Source organism: Chitinophaga pollutisoli, from assembly GCF_038396755.1.
GTDB classification, from domain to species: Bacteria; Bacteroidota; Bacteroidia; order Chitinophagales; family Chitinophagaceae; genus Chitinophaga; species Chitinophaga pollutisoli.
Map to the genome: position 1 here is coordinate 5,415,260 of NZ_CP149822.1, position 17,550 is coordinate 5,432,809.

The window sequence follows — 17,550 nt, forward strand, 5'->3', positions numbered from 1 at the left end:
CGGTTCACGGATGCGGCAGCGAAACGCCCCACTTCTCCGCGAAAAAACGCGCGATCACCATCGTATCGTTCGTGAAATGACGCCCGCCGGCGTAGGTGAACTGCCCGCTCAGCGGCCAGGGATCGTCTTCCGGACTGAACACCAGCGCCGGGCAGTCCTGGTGCAGCGGCCCCAGTAGCGCCGCCAGCGGCCCCTGGGCCGGGGGAAGTCTACATGAATCACTTCCATCCGGTCGCGCAGGAACGGGTAGTAATGCAGGATGCCTTCGATCCAGGCGCAGGCGGGGCAATAGTACGTTTGCCCGGGAAGGGACAGCTTTTCGTCCGGGAAGTCCGGTTTCAGCAGGAATAATTGAATCATAATAACTATCGTAACCTCTTCCCGAAAAATAGCCGCGGGCGAACCGGTTTCCAACTAACATGCCCCGTAATGCCCTTCCGCTAGGCCGGAATGGCGGAATCATCCATTAAATCCAGCTTTCCCGGCCCGGAGATTGACTATTTTACGCCAAACCCGTACCTTGGAGTGTTTTTATCTCTACAAGGAACAAATCTGACAGGACATGGAGGCTATCGGACGCGCATTGGAAGCGATTCTTCCGGCGGATCGCATTAAAACGAGACTGATCGACATTTTATCGTACGCCGCGGATGCGGGGTTCTATCACCTGGAACCCAAAGCAGTCGTTCAGCCGGTAGGCGAAGCGGAAGTGCTGGCGTTGTTCCGGTTTTCTCATCAACACCAGATCCCCCTCACTTTCCGCGCGGCCGGCACCAGTCTTTCCGGCCAATCCGTTACCGACGGCATTCTTGCAGATCTCAGCCAGCACTGGCAGGCGATGAAGATCGAAAACGACGGCGCCACCGTGCGGGTGCAGCCCGGTATCACCGGCGGGATCGTGAACGCGCGGTTAAGGCAGTTCGGGAAGAAGATCGGGCCCGACCCCGCCAGCATCAACTCTGCCATGATGGGTGGCATCCTGTCCAACAACGCCAGCGGCATGTGCTGCGGCGTCAGCAAAAACTCTTACCACACGGTGCAATACATCCGTTTCATCCTCCCGAACGGATTAACCTTCACCACCGAAAACCCGGAAGATTACCAACGCTTCCGCGAGCAATGCGGCGACCTCCATGATACCCTGCTCCGCCTGCGCGACAACGTACGCGCGGATGAGCAGATCCGCGAACGCATCCGGGCAAAATACCGCACCAAGAACACGGTGGGCTATTCCGTGAACGCGTTCGTAGATTTCGACGACCCGCTGGATATCCTCGCACATTTGCTCATCGGTGCGGAAGGAACGCTGGGCTTCATTTCCGAAGCGGTGATGCGCACCATCCCCGATTATCCGGAGAAATCCACGGGCTTGCTATATTTCCCCGACATCCATACCGCCTGCTCCGCCATCGTACCGCTCACGGAATCGGGCGCGGAAGCGGTGGAATTGATGGACAGGGCCTCGCTTCGTTCCGTTGAACATCTGCCCGGCATTCCCGCGCTCGTGAAAACACTGCCCGGGTCCGCCGCAGCATTGCTGGTGGAGTACCAGGGCAATACGCAGGAAGAATTGGCCGTGAAGAAAGATAAGTTCCTCGGTCTCGCGGGCGCTATCTCGCTCATCGTGCCGCCTTCTTTTACGGAAAATCCCGTGGAGCAGGCTTATCTCTGGAAGATCCGCAAAGGCATGTTCCCATCGGTGGGAGCGGTACGCGAGAGCGGCACCACCGTGATCCTGGAAGATATCGCCGTGCCGGTAGCCCGCCTGGGCGACGCCATCCTGGACCTGCAGGTGCTTTTCGCGAAATATGGATATGAAAACGCCATCATTTTCGGGCATGCCAAAGACGGGAATATCCACTTCGTTGTGACACAGTCTTTCGATACACCCGCCGAAATCCAGCGGTACGACGCGTTCATCCGCGAAGTAGTGGCGCTCATCGCCGGGAAGTACGACGGCGCCCTCAAGGCTGAACATGGCACGGGCCGCAACATGGCGCCGTTCGTGGAAACGGAATGGGGGCCCGGTATCTACGAGGTAATGAAAACGCTGAAGTCGGCCATCGATCCCCAAAACCTCCTCAATCCCGGCGTGCTCATCAACGCCGACAAGGAGGCCCACATCCGGCACCTTAAAGAATTGCCGCGCGTAGAAGAGGAAGTGGACAAATGTATGGAATGCGGGTTCTGCGAATATAAATGTCCCAGCCGCAACCTCACCCTCACGCCGCGCCGCCGCATTGTGGTGCGCCGGGCGCTGGTGAAGCTCAAGCATCAGAACAGGAAACAGGATTACCAGCAACTGCTCAAAGAATATCAATACGACGGCCTCGATACCTGCGCGGTAGACGGCCTCTGCGCCGTGGCCTGCCCGGTAGACATCAACACCGGCATGCTCGTGAAGCGACTTCGGCGGGAAAATCACAGTCCGTTTGCAAATAAAGTGGCGCTGCAGGTGGCGAAGAATTTCAACTTCGTATCGAAAGCCGTTTGGGTAGGCCTCAAAGCCGGATCAGCGGTTAATAGCGTGTTCGGGGAGCATGCGATGACGGGCCTCACCAAAGGCATCCGCAAAGTGATCCCCGCCATGCCGTTGTGGAGCAGCCATCTCAGGCCTTCCAGCTGGCATCCATCACCGGCGGCCACTGTTGCGGAATGTGAGGGACCGAAGGCGGTTTACTTCCCGTCGTGCATCAACCGCATCATGGGTGGTTCGGAAAATGGAAAGAAAACAATTACCGAAACATTTGCGTCCGTGTCCCGCAAAGCGGGCATTTCACTCATACAGCCCAATGATATCGGCGGCAACTGCTGCGGGCAGATCTATTCGTCCAAAGGCTTCGGCCCGGCTTACACGCACACCGTGAACGCCACTATCGAAAAGCTCTGGAAATGGACCCGCGAGGGGCAATCGCCCGTGGTGCTCGATATTACTTCCTGTACCCATACGCTCCGCGACTGCCGCCCGGCGCTCACGCCGGAAAACAAATCCCGCTTCGACGCCATGCGGATTCTCGACAGCATCGAATATTTGCTGGAGGAAGTGTTGCCGCGGGTGGAAGTGAAGCGCCGGAAAGCCAGCATCGCGCTGCACCCGGTGTGCTCGTTGCAGAAGATGGGAATCGAAAGCAAATTCTCACAAGTGGCGAAGGCGCTGGCCGAAAACGTCACCATACCAGTGAACGCTGGCTGCTGCGGCATGGCCGGCGACAGGGGATTTCTCTTCCCTGAGCTTACCGCCTCCGCAACGCGGCCCGAAGCCGATGACCTGAAAGGCGCCTGCCACGACGGGTATTATTCTTCCGCCAAAACCTGCGAAATGGCCATGACGGAAGCCGTGGGCAAGAACTATGAGTCGATCGTGTTCCTGCTCGACGAATGCGTTGATTAATTTTTTTACTTTTTCTTGATGGGAATGATGCCTTTGCGGTAAAAGTCGAGGGCCTCAGTGAGCATGTCGTGCAAAATCGTCACCGGGAGATCAGCATCCGGATCGAAGGTCATTACTTTCATGCGGGCCCTGTCGCCTTGTTCGAGGCCGGGGTAATGCAGTCTTTTTCCTTCCACCATCCCGATGTAGGGCGTTTGCGTTTTCACATCTGTCCGGATGAAGCAAAACATTTTCCCTTTGTAGCAATAAAACGGCATGGCGTATTTCCATTCAGCCGTGATGTGCGGGTCCTGCGCCAGGATGATGGCGTGGAGCGCAAGCAGGCAGCTCTTTTGCGGTTCGCGGAGGCTTTGGAAGTAGTTGTCGACTTTTTTCATGGGGTGGTGGCGAATGATCCGTGGTGAATGTACGGAATTAGGGATTCCCGTTTCTCCTGAACCTTTCCCGGATGCTGCTGTTGTATAGTGAAAAGGAAAAATATGGTTTTGAATATGAGAACCCTGCTGCTGGGCGGATTGCTGGCGGTAAGCACACCGGCGGCTGAAAGCAGCGCCTGCACCCGTGTGGTGTACAAAGGACTGAACGGAACCCTGCTCACGGCCCGGTCGATGGACTGGAAAGAAGACATTCTTACAAATCTCTGGATGTTCCCTCGGGGGATGCAGCGCACCGGTGAAGTGGGGACTAATGCTGTGAAGTGGACGGCTAAATACGGCAGCGTGATTGCTTCGGGGTATGATATTTCAACGACGGACGGGATGAATGAAAAAGGGCTCGTGGCCAACCTGCTTTTCCTGGCAGAGTCGGAATACCCGGCATTTACGGCGCAGAAACAGGGCATGTCGATTGCCGTATGGTGCCAGTATGTGCTGGATAATTTCTCCACAGTGAAAGAAGCGGTGGACGCTCTCCGGCAGGAAACGTTCGTCATCGTCACGGATAAGATTCCGGGAATGGACCGGCTGGCGAACCTGCACCTGTCCATCTCCGACCCCTCGGGCGACAATGCCATCTTCCAGTATGTGGGCGGCAAACTCAATATCCACCACAGCCCGGAATACAACGTGATGACCAATTCCCCCATCTTCGAAAAACAACTGGCATTGAACGAATACTGGCAGGAGATCGGCGGCACCACAATGCTGCCGGGCACCAACAGGGCGGCAGACCGCTTCGTGCGCGCTTCTTTCTACGCCCAGGCCATTCCAAAAACTGATGACACCCGGCAGGCGGTGGCCAGCGTTTTCAGCGTGATCCGCAATTGTTCGGTACCACTGGGCATTTCCACGCCGGATCAGCCCAATATTTCCTCTACCCGCTGGCGCTCCGTGTCTGACCAGAAAAATCTCGTGTATTATTTCGAGACGGCCCGTACACCCAATACTTTTTGGGTAGATCTGAAAAAAGTGAATTTCGCGCAGGGGCAGCCTGTACGCAAGTTGCCGCTGACGAAAGACGAAACCTATGCCGGCGATGCAGGAAAACATTTCGTGAAATCGGAACCCTTCAAGTTCCTCGGCATGTAGTCCGTTGGCGCTTGCCCCAGAAAACCTGTTAAAATCATGATCCGCATCGTGCTGCATGGAACCGTGGGCGCGCATATTATCCCGCTGGCCAAACCCGGCTGTGTTGGCGATATGTTCCTCATGCTGGGCGATACCACTTTTCATGCGGGGCACGCCGATCTATCGCGCATGGGCTGCGACGTCAGCCAATGGGTGAACCTCCGCTACGAAGTCAGGAACCGCACGGCGAAAGTGTTCGTCAACGGCCGCGATGCGTTCCGGCATACTAATGCCAAAACCGCGGGCGCACTGGTAGGCGTCAGCTATCGATTTGAGGGCGCGGGCGCGGTGGATTCGGTGGCGTTCTCCCGGCCCGATGGCTCCGTAGTTTTTGCGGAACCTTTTAGCGAAATTATTCCGGGTTCCGGCCGCTGACGGCCAGGAGGTATAGCTGCATGGATTTCCCCGTGCCGGCGATCCATTGGTTATAATCGTCCATAACGGTGAGGCGTTCGGCTTCGGTCACATAGCCGTCGTTCACCAGCTGAACGCCGCGGGAAGCGGCAACTTTGGTCCAAATGCCGGCGGTGGCTTTAAATTCCGCTGATCCGGCGAGGGATAATTCGTGGCAGGATTGGGTGGTGATATTTGTAAATCCGGCTTCGCGGAAGAGGTGCACGAGCCGGTCGGCGATGCCGTTATCGAAGCCGGCGTCTTTCCGCCATTGCAGGAAGGCGTCGTAGAACCGGCGCATGGAGGCGGGAGGGGCGGGGTCCCAGTTGATTTTTTCGTGGTTGTAATCGAGGATGGAAACGATGCCGCCGGGGTGGAGGAGCGCTTTCATGCAGCAGAGCGTTTGCAGGGGATCGGGCAGCCACTGCAGGACGCGGGCGGAAGTAATGAGATCGAATTGTTCGGTGGGTGCGAAGGCATGGATGTCCGCCACTTCGAAATGCAAACCCGCAATGCCCGCAAACTGCTGCTGCGCCTGCGCGATCAACGCTTCTCCGGTATCGATGCCGGTAACACTGCCGCCGGGCGTCACGCGTTCCGCGATCCCCGCGGTAATGGCGCCGGTTCCGCATCCCGCGTCGAGCACGCGCAGGCCGGGGCGCAGCAGCGGAAGCAGGTTGCTGTTATCGGTTTCGACGGTCCTGCGGTCGAGGACGGTGTTGGTGCCTTCGGGCATGCGTGCCCTGCTGGCGGCAACGGAAGTGCTCATGGGTTTGGGTTTGCGTCAAAATACATCGTTTTAACCGATTGTCCGTCGGTCTTTTTCCATGCCGGCAAGATCACCCGCACGTCGCGGGTGATTTCCCCCACTAGCCGGAAGATCTGCCGGGAAAACCATATGCTGATGGTAAATTCCAACGCTACAGCCAGCCCCCATCCCGTCATCGGCAGGAATCGCAGGTGCCCCAGCTCCTGGCTGCCATAGCGGTCGCTGGCGTAGGTGATGACCATGAGATCTTCCGGGTGGGTGGTGTCTTAAAATTCTATCGCCATCGCAACCTGACATCTGTGTTCATGGAAACCCCACGGAGCGCGCCTTTACCGGCGCGCCTCATTTTTTTAGCAGCCGGTCGCGCAGCAGGCGTTCCAGTACGGACTCCCGCAGGGTGCGTGACAAGGGCACCTGTAACTTTCCCAGTTCGATCACGTTGCCTTCGATCCCCGTGATTTTCGCGGAGTTGACGATGTAGGATTTGTGGATTTGCAGGAAAGGAGGATCGGGAAGATGTTCCAGCACGGATTTCAGCGTGGCATGGGTGATGAACATCCCGGCCGCGGTATGGATGCGCACGTAGTTTTCCATGCCTTCCACATAGAGGATATCCGCCCATTCGATCCGCACGAATTTATCATCGGTACGGATGAAAAGGTGATCGGCTGCAGGAGCGGAGGATTGCGGCGACAGGACGTCCCGCGCGCGGTTTACGGCTTTCAGGAAACGTTCGAAGGATATGGGTTTGAGGAGGTAATCCACCGCTTCCAGTTCGAAACCTTTCAGCGCGTATTGTTCGAACGCGGTGGTGAAGATAACTTTTGGCGGCCGCGCGAGGCTTTTGAGGAGATCGATGCCGCTGATGTAGGGCATTTCGATGTCGAGGAAGAGAAGATCGACTTCTTGGGTGCGCAGGAGCTCGTTGAGATCCATGGCGTTTTCGCAGACGCCGGCAAGTTCCAGGAAAGGGATCTGTTCCACATATCCCCGGAGGCCTTTGCGGGCCTGGGGCTCATCGTCTGTAATCGCGCAGCGTATCTTCATAATTCGATTTTTAAAGTGGCGGAATAGGATCCGGGTTTGTCGTCGGTTTCGAGGGAATGGTGATCCGGATACAGCAGCGCCAGCCGCCGGCGGAGATTTTCAAGGCCGATGCCACCGTCTTTCACCGCAGCAGCGATGGGGGGCTTGGCATTGGCGGCCACAAAAAGGAGCGTATTCCCTTCCAGTCGCGCGGAAATGCGGATCCAATATTCCCCGCCGGCGTATTTAAAGGCGTTTTCGACGAGGGGGAGAAGCAGTAACGGGTAGATGTGTTGGTCGCCGAGGCGTTCGTCTGTATTCACTTCCAGCCGCAAGTGTTCGTTCATGCGTTGCCGTTGCAGGCCGATGTAGGCGTCGAGATGCTGCAGTTCGCGGCGCAGGGGCACGGTTTGCTGGCGGTCGTAGAGCTGGTATCGCAGGAGGTCGGAGAGGGCGGTGAGGGTATGCTTTGCCTGGGGAACATCATCGTCCATCTGGAAATAAACTGTATTCAGCGCATTGAAGAGGAAATGGGGATGATACTGGGCTTTGAGGAACCGGAGCTCTGTTTGCAACCTGTCGTTGGTGATCTGCTCGATCAGCAGCTGTTGCTCATAGCTGCGGCGCACCCACGCGTTTCCCCGCGCGAAAGCGTAATAGAGCAGCCAGAAGAGCAACGGGATCAGGTAAATATTCACCACGTCGTACCACTGGCAGCCATCGTCGGTCAGCGCCGCCATGGGGATCAGCGTGACAGAAGAGATCAATTCGATCAGCAGGGCGGCTTCCGCCAGTTCCCGCGCGGCGCCCGCTTTCCGGCCCGGGTGATCCGTCAGCCGCCGGCGCAGCTGCCAAACCATTGCCGCGTAATATATGTAGCTCGCAACAAAGCCCACGCCAAGCTCCCAGGCATTGATGCTCCAGTGCCGCTCCCAGGCGCGCGTGCCGGAAATGACGTCGTTCACCAGCCGGACGCTTGCATAAATGCAAAGCCCATAGAGCGGCGGAAAGAACATATGCCATAGTCTGTCTTTCATATCTTTCAAGTTAACCAAATTTCAGGATACCTGCGGCTGCGGGCGCTCCGCCGCCACCGGCGTTTTTGCCTTCCCGCCGCGCAGCTTCATCCCCATCAGGAACCTCGCCCAGCCAAACGGGCGGATAAATAAATGAATGATGAAAACGGAGACCAACAGGGAAGTGATCGTAACGAATAGATATTTCATCCCGATGGTATCGCTGGTCTGCACCACGTAATATGCGACGATGACAATCACCGTCTGGTGCAGGATGTAAAACGGGTATACCGACTGGATCACATAATCCGGCACGGGCTTCAGCCGCGACAGGTACCTTTTGCCGTAGCCGGTGAGTGCCATCACCCAGCACCACGACAACAAAGGCCAGCGCGCGATCCAGAGGTAGGTAAACGGGTGGCTTTCCCAATCCGGGAGCCAGCTTTCCAGTTCGATATCATTCCAGCGGAAGTAGTTGACGAACACCAGCAGCAGGAACGCCGCGCCGAGCGACAACCGCCGGTTCCTTTCCAGGCTTTCCATGAGGGCGGGCTGCATCATGCAAAGGAATCCCGCCAATACGAAGAGCAGCCAGTACAAGAAGAAGCAGTAATCATGGATGAGATCGTTAGTGGCCGGGTAGGGCAGCGCCATGACAGAGAACCATATCACCGAAGGCAGCATCAGCCAGTATACCCTTTTCCCTTCCGCCAGCCAGCGCAGCTTCTCCGCGAAAGCCTTACCCTTCGGCGATGCCGCCCAGGCGAAGAACGGGGCCAGCAGCAGGTCGTACAGGAACAGATAAACGATGAACCAGAGGTGGTGCCATGAAAAATCTCCTTCCGGGTAGGGCCGGAATTGCAATACCCTGGCATAGAAATCCCCGAAATTCCCCGTGAAGCCGTTGGCTACGCGTTCCATGTACACCTGCGGCGGCACGATGAGGAACATCCCCGCCACGAGGGGAATGAACAAGCGGCGGAACCGCAGCCCCACGAAAGCGCCGCCGGTGCGTCGCCGCATCATGAACCAGGTTACGGCCCCGGATATGAAGAAAAGGAGGTGCATCCTGAATCGACTGAGCCAGAAAGCAAGCTCTGTCAGCACCTCGCTGCCCGTGGCGTTGTTGACATGCCAGGGATCGTCGACCATGAAAGGCCTGGCGGCGTGGTAGAACAGGACCCCGGCGATGGCGGCTACGCGGAGCCAGTCGAGGTAACTTTGGCGGGTGGATGTTTCCATTTCCGGGAAGGTTTTAGAAAACAAACATATTTGCTTTCCCGCTCCCGGACCCCGCCCGGTTGACCACCGGTACGCCTGGTTTGACCAACCGTCAGGGCTAGCGGACGCATGTTTTTACAAATTATTGTTTATTAGTCAGTTGTGATTAAATTATCATGTAATGCAAATGTGGGGTTACTAAAGGGTAAAGCAGGGGTTACAGTATATCTAAAGTATATCTAAAGTATATCAAGGGTATATAAACAGTGGGGCAACTCTTTGGTAGCCTCGCTTTTACTACATTTATACCCTTTACATACACTTCATTAGCTATTCCTTACCCCCGGGACAACCCCGGTGTTACCCCCTGTTTTGCATAAAAAAAGCGGCCCCCATGCCCGGGAGCCGCCTTGGTTACAGTTGGAGGTAAATGTATCAGGAACTTCTGAGGAAACGGAAAGTGACCCGGAATTCATACTCCTGGAAATTGCATTCTACCGCATTGAGCTGGCGGAACACATTCCCGGAGAAGCTGCCTTCGATCGGTTCGCCGGCATTGCCTACTTTGGTGATTTCCAGCCTGCCGCCGGTGTACCGCGTTACCTGGCGGCCGTCCACGTTCTGGCAGAATCTCGACAGGGCGAAGTTGACGGCGTCGAAATGGAATTCTACCGATGCTTCCGTGGCGGTGCCATCCTGCGGGCCGCAGGGCCAGCTACCGGGTTGGGGATGCGTGAGCACCAGCTTGCAGCTCAGGCCCCCGTTTACACCCGCTTCAAACAGCGCGAATGCGGTGGGATCGTATTCCGCATACATCGGTTGCTCGGGCGCGATGAGGGTTTCTACGCCATTTACGACGATTTTCATGAATGTATAGCCTTCGGAGGGTACCAGCCCTATCCGTTTCCGGAGCACCAGCTTGCCCGGTTTGCGGACGCCATCGGGGGCGGAAGGGTCTTTTACGCCGGGGAGCCCTTCCAGGGTTACTTCGACTTCAGCATGGGAGGGAACGGGCACGTTAGCAGGTGCTTTGTAGACCGCATTGGCTTCCAGGCCATGGGGGTTCCGGGCCGCGGTAACCGTTCCCGGCCCGTTCAGCACCTTCCACCCGGAAATGCTCCCGGCGTATTTGCCATGCAACATGGCGTACTGGCTCGTGGCGGGGCGGCCAAAACCGGCATCGTCGACCGGGTGCTGCAGGGGCGCCAGCAGGGAATCCTGGTTAGGGCTGATCTCCTGCACCCCGCAACGCAAGGACACTTCCTGCCCGGCCGCAATTTCAGTTTTGGCCGCGAAAAGCTCATACACCTCGTAAAAGGCGATGTCGCAAAAGTGGGTCATGGTAGCGGTAACGGTATGATTGGTTTTATCCAGCTTCGTGGCCATGGGCTTCCAGGTGCCGTTGGCGTCCTGGTAGGCAAGCATGAGCATGTCTTCCGCGCCGGGCGTCAGATCCTCGGGGTTGTACTTGATGGTAACGGTCACCGGTTTGGTGAAGTTGACGTCGTCCGGCAGGATGCGGTAGGCCAGCAGGGGCTTGTCGGGCCGGAGGGTGTTGGAAACAGCCTGGATGCGGAACGTCCGGTCCTCCGCTACCGCACCGGAGGGCACGGTGAGCGAAACGTTGAGGTCGGTCGATTGCAGGGAGCCGCCGGCGGCGCCAATTACGGCCCATGCCACCTGGCCCGCCACGGCGCCTTTGGCCGTGGTAAAAGGTTTGCCGGTAACAACGGCCGGTTTGTCGGGTTCGGGCTGGTCTTTTTTCGATTTTTTAGAACAGGCGAAAAGGGATAAGAGCCCGAAGGCGCATAGTACATAGTATTTCATGGGGTGTGCATTGGTTCCGGGAAACAAAGTTAGCAGGTGGCAATGGTGGAATCGATACTGCTTTGGCTGAGTTGGCGGATATGCTTTCCGAACCCTGCGTACTCAGGCCGCAAAGAACGGATATAACCGCCGGATATTTCCGACAATGGTATCGCGTGGATGGCAGGGTTCTTGCTGCCGTTTCGTTTATGAAAAACCTCCAGCCATTCCTTGCCCTGGCCGTGCTGGCCGCCGCCTGCCATGCGGGCCCCGACACCAACAATGCCGACGCCGTGCCGCCCATCGGCGATTCCGTGGTGGTGGAAAACGTTCCGCCCGACAGCCTGGTGGAGCCGGGTGTGGCCGTGGGGAATGTGAAGCTGGGCGCGGATGCCGCGCCGTTTGTCGCGCGGATGGGCAAGCCCGACAGCGGCGATGCCGCCATGGGCAAAGCGCTCGCCATCTGGAAGAACAACGGATTTCAAACCGCTTTGTATACCGAACGCAATATGGGGGTAGACGATACCGCCCGCATCCGGATGTTCCGCACTACCCATCCCGGATACCGTACCGCCGGCAAAGCCGGTTCCGGCGCAGCCCTCGCGGACCTGGCGCGCAGCTTCGACCTGACGCAGACCGCCTGGTACCCCGAAGGTCCGGATACCATCCGGGTGCTTACCGCGCCGGAGGGGATTTCTTTTGAAGTCAACCAGAAAATGTTCTGCACCGGTCTTATCCTGCACGCGCCCGGAGCCGATCCTTCCGCATCTTACCTGCCATTCCATCCCAACGCCGTTCGCGCCGGATCGAAGCCATAGCGCTATACATCGTATAGGTTTCTCCGTTACCCATTTGTACATCCGCCTGCGGCCGGCGCGCTGCCGTTTTTCCATCAGCAATAAAAAGGAAAAACAGGATAAGCGGTTGGCTTGCGCACGCAACCTGCCGTAGAATATTTGCGATCTGCTAAAAAAAATGAAAGGAGAAGAATGTTGTAACCCGCTACCATAAACGGATTCAGCGACCGGTGCAGGATAGTGCAGGACGGGAGGCAGGATGGAGCAGGTTGCGGGAGAGAAATTATTCGAGTATTATTGAATTGTTGAATGATAGAACAGATTGACGGATGCGGACTTGATAAGGAAGATAAAAAAGCCCGGACGCCCTGCAGGTAATGGTTTGACAGCAGAAAAGTAAACAGGGTGGGCAGCATTACGGTCTTTAAGACAGACATGAACATTACCACGCGCAAAATACTGTCGCCGCGATTATATCAGCCGAAAACAGATTTGCCACGTATGAAAAACTGTGCGCCATTTTCAGCTAAGGCGGCGACACCGACTATTGCTTATTTTTTATAGTATGAATAAATCCGCTCTCCGGCAGGCCGCCGGTTTATGTTTGCTATTGTCCTTACTGCAGCCCTTGCGTGCGCAGGAAGCGCTACGCAACTATTCCGCTCATCTGCCCGCAACGGATGCCCTCGGCCGGAAGCTCCCCGTGAGCACCGAAACCGGGCCAGAGAAAGCAGGCAAGTTTGTGGGTATTTTCTACTGGACCTGGCATTACCACCAGGCGCATCTTTCCCCAAACAATACCACCGCGTTCCTGCAAAAATATCCCGACGCCATTAATGATTACAAAGACCCGCGGTGGCCGGCCAATATCATGAACTTCTGGAACGAGCCCCTGTTCGGGTTCTATACCAATTCCGACAAATGGGTGATACGCAAGCACGCGGAAATGCTGGCAGACGCAGGTGTGGATATGATCATGTTCGACGCCACGAACGGCGACCTGGTCTGGAAACCCGCCTACATGGCGCTTTGCGAGGTATTCACCGAAGCACGCCGCGACGGCATCCGCACGCCGCAGATCGCTTTCATGCTCGGCTTCGGGCCCAGCAAAGCCACGCTCAGCGCCATCAAACAGATCTACAACGATCTTTATAAACCGGGCCTGTATAAAGACCTGTGGTTCCAATGGAAAGGGAAGCCCCTCGTGATGGCATACCCCGACAACATCGAAGACCCCGAGATCCGGGACTTCTTCACCTTCCGTCCCGGGCAGCCGGTATACGACAAAGGCCCCCAGCGAAAAGACCACTGGGGCTGGCTGGAGATCTTCCCGCAGCACGGGTTCGCGCAAAATGCAGACGGCAGCTTCGAACAAATGACCGTCGGCGTTTCCCAAAACTGGACGAAGCACAACGGCCTCAGCGCCATGAACATGCCCGGCGCCTTCGGCCGCAGCTACACCGATAAAAACGGCCACGATTCCCGGCCCGGCGCGCATCAGTACGGACTGAACTTCCAGGAACAGTGGGACCGCGCCCTCGGCCAAAACATCGAACTGGCCTTTGTGACCGGGTGGAACGAGTGGATCGCCGGGCGATATGACGTGTGGATGAAACAACCCAACGCCTTCCCCGACCAGTTCGATACCGAGCACAGCCGCGACATCGAGCCCATGAAAGGCGGGCACGGCGACAATTACTACTACCAGCTGGTAGCCAACATCAGGAAGTTCAAGGGCATGCCCGCGGAAGAAAAGCCCTCTTCCCCCAAACCATTAAAATCGACGGGCGCTTCTCCGACTGGGGCCGTGTAACCCCGGTATACCGCGCGCACAAAGGCAACACCGGGCACCGCGACCATGACGGTTTCAAAGGCACGCATTACACCAATACCACGGGCCGCAACGACTTGACGGCCGCCCGGGTGGCCCGCGACGCGCAGCATGTGTATTTCTACATCGAAACCGCCGCCCCGCTTACCCCACATACCGACCCCGCCTGGATGCGCCTGTTCATCGACACCGATAGCGACGCCAAAACGGGATGGGAGGGATACGACCTCGTCGTGAACCGGCAGGCGCCAGGTAAGAAAGCCATCCTCGAAAAACACGCCTCCGGATGGGTTTGGAACAAACTGGCGGAGGTAGCGTACCGGTATGAAGGAAATAGGATGGAAATCCGTATACCCCGGAAGTACTTCGGCCTGGGGCCGCTCCGCTTCCAGTTCAAATGGTCCGATAATATGCAGGAAAACGGCAACATCATGGACTTTCTCGTGAACGGGGATGTTGCGCCGGCAGGCAGGTTTAATTATGCTTTCTCTGAATGATCCCAGGTATATCGTCAACAAATCCACAACATGTAAAAGAAAAATTATCCACGTCATGATGAAACTGTATACGCGATTCCGGGCAACATGCTATATGTTCCTGGCGGTGATGCTTTTTGCCTTGCCGGCCCGGTCACAAAACAAAATAACCGTTTCGGGAACGGTCACCGATTCCGCCAGCGCCACGCCGCTGCCGGGGGTGACGGTGCGCGTGGCGGGCGCCAGTATCGGCGGGCAAACAGACGAGCTGGGGCGCTTCAGCCTCAGTGTTCCTTCCAACGCCGTGCTCGTTTTCGGCTTTCTCGGCTACCAGTCCAGGCAAGTGGCGGTAGGCGGAAGGGAGCAGCTGCTGGTGAAGCTTCCGGCCACCAATGAAAACCTGAACGAAGTGGTGGTTGTAGGGTACGGACAGCAAAAGAAGCTTTCGGTGACGGGAGCGGTGGCCTCCATCACTTCCGAAGACATCCGGATGACGACTTCCGCCAACCTCGCCGTCGCGATGGCGGGCAAGCTTCCCGGCCTTACATCCATTCAATCCGCCGGCGGACAACCGGGCCGTGACGACGCCACCCTGTATCTCCGCGGTGTGGCCACCACCAATGGCGCGAGCCCGCTGATCCTGATCGACGACGTTCCGCGCGACAACATCCGGACGATCGACCCCAACGAGGTGGCTACCATCACGGTGTTGAAAGACGCATCCGCCACAGCGGCATACGGGGTGAGGGGCGCAAACGGGGTGATCCTCATCACCACCAAGCGCGGGCAGCCCGGCAAGGCGGAACTGAGCCTCAGTGTGGACCAGAGCTGGGCCTCATTCACGCATGAGCCGAAGCGGTTGCATTCGGTGGAATACATGCGCCTGCGGAACGAGGCGTCTAAAAACGACGGGATCACCGAGGCGCCTTTCCCGGAAGATATAATCGCCAAATACGAAAACCCGCTTATCGGGCTGGATCCCAACGATCCGGATTTTGAAGCCAAAGCCAAAGTGCGCAGGTACATGTATCCCGACCATGATTACTACCGCGAGCTGATTAAACGGTTTGCGCCGCAAACAAGAGTGAACATGGGTATCCGTGGCGGAACGGAGAAAGTAAGCTATTTCGCCAACGCCAACTACCTCCACCAGGGCGGTAACCTGAACGTAGAGCCGAAATCGAAGCTGGGTTACGACCCATCGGCGAAGATGGACCGCTGGAGTTTCCGTTCCAATCTCGATTACAAGATTTCAGGATCGCTGAAAAGCTTTCTCAATATCGGCAGCTATATAGAAAGGGTGAATATGCCTTCGGCGGGCGTTTACCCGAATAGCAGCACCGACTGGATGATTTCCGACCTCATTTACCAGGCGCAGACCATTTTGCCCATCACGCCCGGCCCAACGGCCTTGCCGGGTTTCGGTATTCCGGAAGGCGCGATCATCGATCCCGGGTACCTCGACCGTTCGGCATTTGAAGTGATGAACCGCCAGGGCTACCGGCATGAAGTGCGCTCGAACCTCAACAGCTCGCTGGGGCTGGACTGGGACCTGGGCAAGTTGATCACGCCGGGTTTGAGCATGCGCGGCATGATCTCGTTCGATTCCCGCGGCACCACGGCCATGCAGGGGAGCAAGCTGGAACCGTTGTACCTGGCGCAGGTGAACTACGCAACCGATGAGCTGGTGTATTCCATCAAGCGCACGGGGCAGAACCGATTGGGGCTTGCCAAGGGAGCGGATTCCCGCTACAATATCAACATGCAGGGGCGGATCAACTACGCCCGCCAGTTTGCCCGCAAGCACGACGTGACGGCCATGGTGCTGGCGCAGCGTGATTACTGGGAATCTACCGGCGGGGAAATACCTTTCAATGTGATCGGTCTTTCCGCCAGGGCAACCTATGGCTATGATAACCGGTACCTCGCCGAGGTCAACGCCGGTTACAACGGATCTGAACAATTCGCGCCCAACAGGCGGTATGGCTTCTTCCCGGCGGCCTCGGTGGGCTGGGTAGTCAGCAACGAAGCTTTCCTGAAAGGCAACAATATCATTACCTCGTTGAAGCTGCGCGGTTCTTACGGTAAAGTAGGAAACGACAAGATGGGCGGCGCACGCTTCCTGTATCAGAGCAATATCACGATGGGCGGCGGGCCGCTGAGCAGCCTGGGCCTCGGCCAAGGCGTGAGCCAGGGCCTTCTCGGCAACCCGGACATTACCTGGGAAGAAGCGCTGAAGCGTAACATCGGTATCGATCTCCAGCTTTTCCGCGATCTCTCCATCACATTCGACTATTACACCGAAGACCGCAGCAAGATTCTCATCACCCGCGGCACCATTCCGGCGATCCAGGGCGTGCCCCTGGGCAATATCCCCAAAGTAAATATGGGTGAGGTCTTTAACAAAGGTCTGGAGATTGAACTGGAATATCATCGCCAGCTCAACCGCAACTGGTTCGTCCAGTTCCGCGGCAACTACGGCACCAACAAGAACGAGGTGCGCTTTATCGACGAGGCGATCAACGACGAGTCGTACGTTTACCGCCTGCGCCGGACGGGGTATCCGCTGGGCCAGCATTGGGGATACCAGATCGACCGTAGCAACGGCAACGGGTTTTTCAATTCCCAGGAAGAGCTGGATGCATACCTGGCGAAAACCACTTACGGCTTCGGCAGCCCGCGCGTTGGGGATTTCATTTACAAAGACCTGAACGGCGACGGCGTGGTGAACGATAAAGACATGCAGCCGCTGCGCAATACGCATATTCCCGGTTTCACCTGGGGCGCTACTTTTTCCGCTACGTGGAAGATGGTGGATGTGACACTGTTTTTCCAGGGTGTTGGAAAGTATACCGGGCGGTATGCCGACAACGGGGTGTACGAGATTATTAAGCAAGGCACCTATTTCGATATGCACCGCAACGCCTGGACGCCCGAGCGGTACGCGGCGGGGGAGAAGATCACCTATCCCGCGCTCAGCACCAAATCCAACACCAATTTCACCGCCAACGACTTCTTCATCACCGACAGGGCGTTTACCCGCCTGCGGAATGTGGAAGTGGCCGTGAACCTTCCGAAGTCGTGGATCAGCCCCATCGGGCTGCGTACGGCGCGGATACATGTAGGCGGGCAGAACCTCATCACCTGGTCCAAAAACTTCGTGATGACGCACCTGGACCCGGAAGGGAACAACGCCATCGGGTATCCGATCACACGGACGTTCAGCGTCGGTTTCAACACCTCATTCTGATCATTCAAA

Annotated in this window: 16 protein-coding genes; 7 read left to right on the top strand and 9 right to left on the bottom strand. The window is 57.0% G+C overall.

All coding sequences use genetic code 11. The features are described from left to right. Positions 1-4: 4 nt before the first annotated feature. On the bottom strand, positions 5-142 hold the full coding sequence (locus WJU16_RS23150; protein WP_341835729.1) for a hypothetical protein: 138 nt from the start codon (positions 140-142) through the stop codon (positions 5-7). Next, positions 109-360, bottom strand: a complete 252-nt coding sequence (locus WJU16_RS23155) for a DUF3088 family protein (protein WP_341835730.1) — start codon at positions 358-360, stop codon at positions 109-111. The genes WJU16_RS23150 and WJU16_RS23155 overlap by 34 nt, the downstream gene beginning before the upstream one ends. Positions 361-562: 202 nt before the next feature. Between WJU16_RS23155 and WJU16_RS23160 the strand changes: the two genes are divergently transcribed. Next, positions 563-3,391: an FAD-binding and (Fe-S)-binding domain-containing protein gene (locus WJU16_RS23160; RefSeq protein WP_341835731.1), complete on the top strand. Its 2,829-nt coding sequence runs from the start codon at positions 563-565 to the stop codon at positions 3,389-3,391. A 5-nt stretch (positions 3,392-3,396) separates the two neighbouring features. On the opposite strand, the gene WJU16_RS23165 is transcribed toward WJU16_RS23160, so the two are convergent. Further along, positions 3,397-3,768: a DUF1801 domain-containing protein gene (locus WJU16_RS23165; RefSeq protein WP_341835732.1), complete on the bottom strand. Its 372-nt coding sequence runs from the start codon at positions 3,766-3,768 to the stop codon at positions 3,397-3,399. Positions 3,769-3,882: 114 nt separating this feature from the next. Between WJU16_RS23165 and WJU16_RS23170 the strand changes: the two genes are divergently transcribed. Further along, positions 3,883-4,917 (top strand): linear amide C-N hydrolase, encoded by a 1,035-nt coding sequence (locus WJU16_RS23170; protein ID WP_341835733.1) that lies wholly within the window; start codon positions 3,883-3,885, stop codon positions 4,915-4,917. Between the two features lie 36 nt (positions 4,918-4,953). Then, positions 4,954-5,331 carry a hypothetical protein gene (locus WJU16_RS23175; RefSeq protein WP_341835734.1) on the top strand — a complete coding sequence of 126 codons (378 nt, stop codon included), beginning with the start codon at positions 4,954-4,956 and terminating at the stop codon, positions 5,329-5,331. Here WJU16_RS23175 and WJU16_RS23180 read toward each other — a convergent pair. The 6 genes from WJU16_RS23180 to WJU16_RS23205 form a co-directional block, all read right to left on the bottom strand. Beyond that, positions 5,309-6,118 carry a methyltransferase domain-containing protein gene (locus WJU16_RS23180; protein WP_341835735.1) on the bottom strand — a complete coding sequence of 270 codons (810 nt, stop codon included), beginning with the start codon at positions 6,116-6,118 and terminating at the stop codon, positions 5,309-5,311. The two genes, WJU16_RS23175 and WJU16_RS23180, sit on opposite strands and share 23 nt — an antisense overlap. After that, positions 6,115-6,360 carry a hypothetical protein gene (locus tag WJU16_RS23185; RefSeq protein ID WP_341835736.1) on the bottom strand — a complete coding sequence of 82 codons (246 nt, stop codon included), beginning with the start codon at positions 6,358-6,360 and terminating at the stop codon, positions 6,115-6,117. Before WJU16_RS23185 ends, WJU16_RS23180 begins: the two co-directional genes overlap by 4 nt. 100 nt (positions 6,361-6,460) lie before the next feature. Further along, positions 6,461-7,165: a LytTR family DNA-binding domain-containing protein gene (locus WJU16_RS23190; RefSeq protein ID WP_341835737.1), complete on the bottom strand. Its 705-nt coding sequence runs from the start codon at positions 7,163-7,165 to the stop codon at positions 6,461-6,463. Then, entirely contained in the window at positions 7,162-8,181 is a 1,020-nt protein-coding gene (locus WJU16_RS23195) for a histidine kinase (RefSeq protein ID WP_341835738.1), read from the bottom strand. Before WJU16_RS23195 ends, WJU16_RS23190 begins: the two co-directional genes overlap by 4 nt. Before the next feature lie 21 nt (positions 8,182-8,202). Next, positions 8,203-9,402: an acyltransferase family protein gene (locus tag WJU16_RS23200; protein ID WP_341835739.1), complete on the bottom strand. Its 1,200-nt coding sequence runs from the start codon at positions 9,400-9,402 to the stop codon at positions 8,203-8,205. Between the two features lie 414 nt (positions 9,403-9,816). Beyond that, on the bottom strand, positions 9,817-11,208 hold the full coding sequence (locus WJU16_RS23205; RefSeq protein WP_341835740.1) for a hypothetical protein: 1,392 nt from the start codon (positions 11,206-11,208) through the stop codon (positions 9,817-9,819). Positions 11,209-11,363: 155 nt separating this feature from the next. Here WJU16_RS23205 and WJU16_RS23210 point away from each other — a divergent pair, with 155 nt between their 5' ends. From WJU16_RS23210 to WJU16_RS23225, 4 genes are all read left to right on the top strand, one after another. Then, the gene (locus WJU16_RS23210) at positions 11,364-12,005 is read left to right on the top strand and encodes a hypothetical protein (RefSeq protein ID WP_341835741.1); all 642 of its coding nucleotides are present in this window, start codon (positions 11,364-11,366) and stop codon (positions 12,003-12,005) included. Positions 12,006-12,549: 544 nt separating this feature from the next. Next, positions 12,550-13,797 (top strand): hypothetical protein, encoded by a 1,248-nt coding sequence (locus WJU16_RS23215; protein WP_341835742.1) that lies wholly within the window; start codon positions 12,550-12,552, stop codon positions 13,795-13,797. A gap of 95 nt (positions 13,798-13,892) precedes the next feature. Beyond that, complete coding sequence (locus tag WJU16_RS23220) at positions 13,893-14,312, top strand: hypothetical protein (RefSeq protein ID WP_341835743.1); 420 nt, start codon at positions 13,893-13,895, stop codon at positions 14,310-14,312. Positions 14,313-14,367: 55 nt separating this feature from the next. Beyond that, positions 14,368-17,541 carry a TonB-dependent receptor gene (locus WJU16_RS23225; protein WP_341835744.1) on the top strand — a complete coding sequence of 1,058 codons (3,174 nt, stop codon included), beginning with the start codon at positions 14,368-14,370 and terminating at the stop codon, positions 17,539-17,541. Positions 17,542-17,550 lie beyond the last annotated feature (9 nt).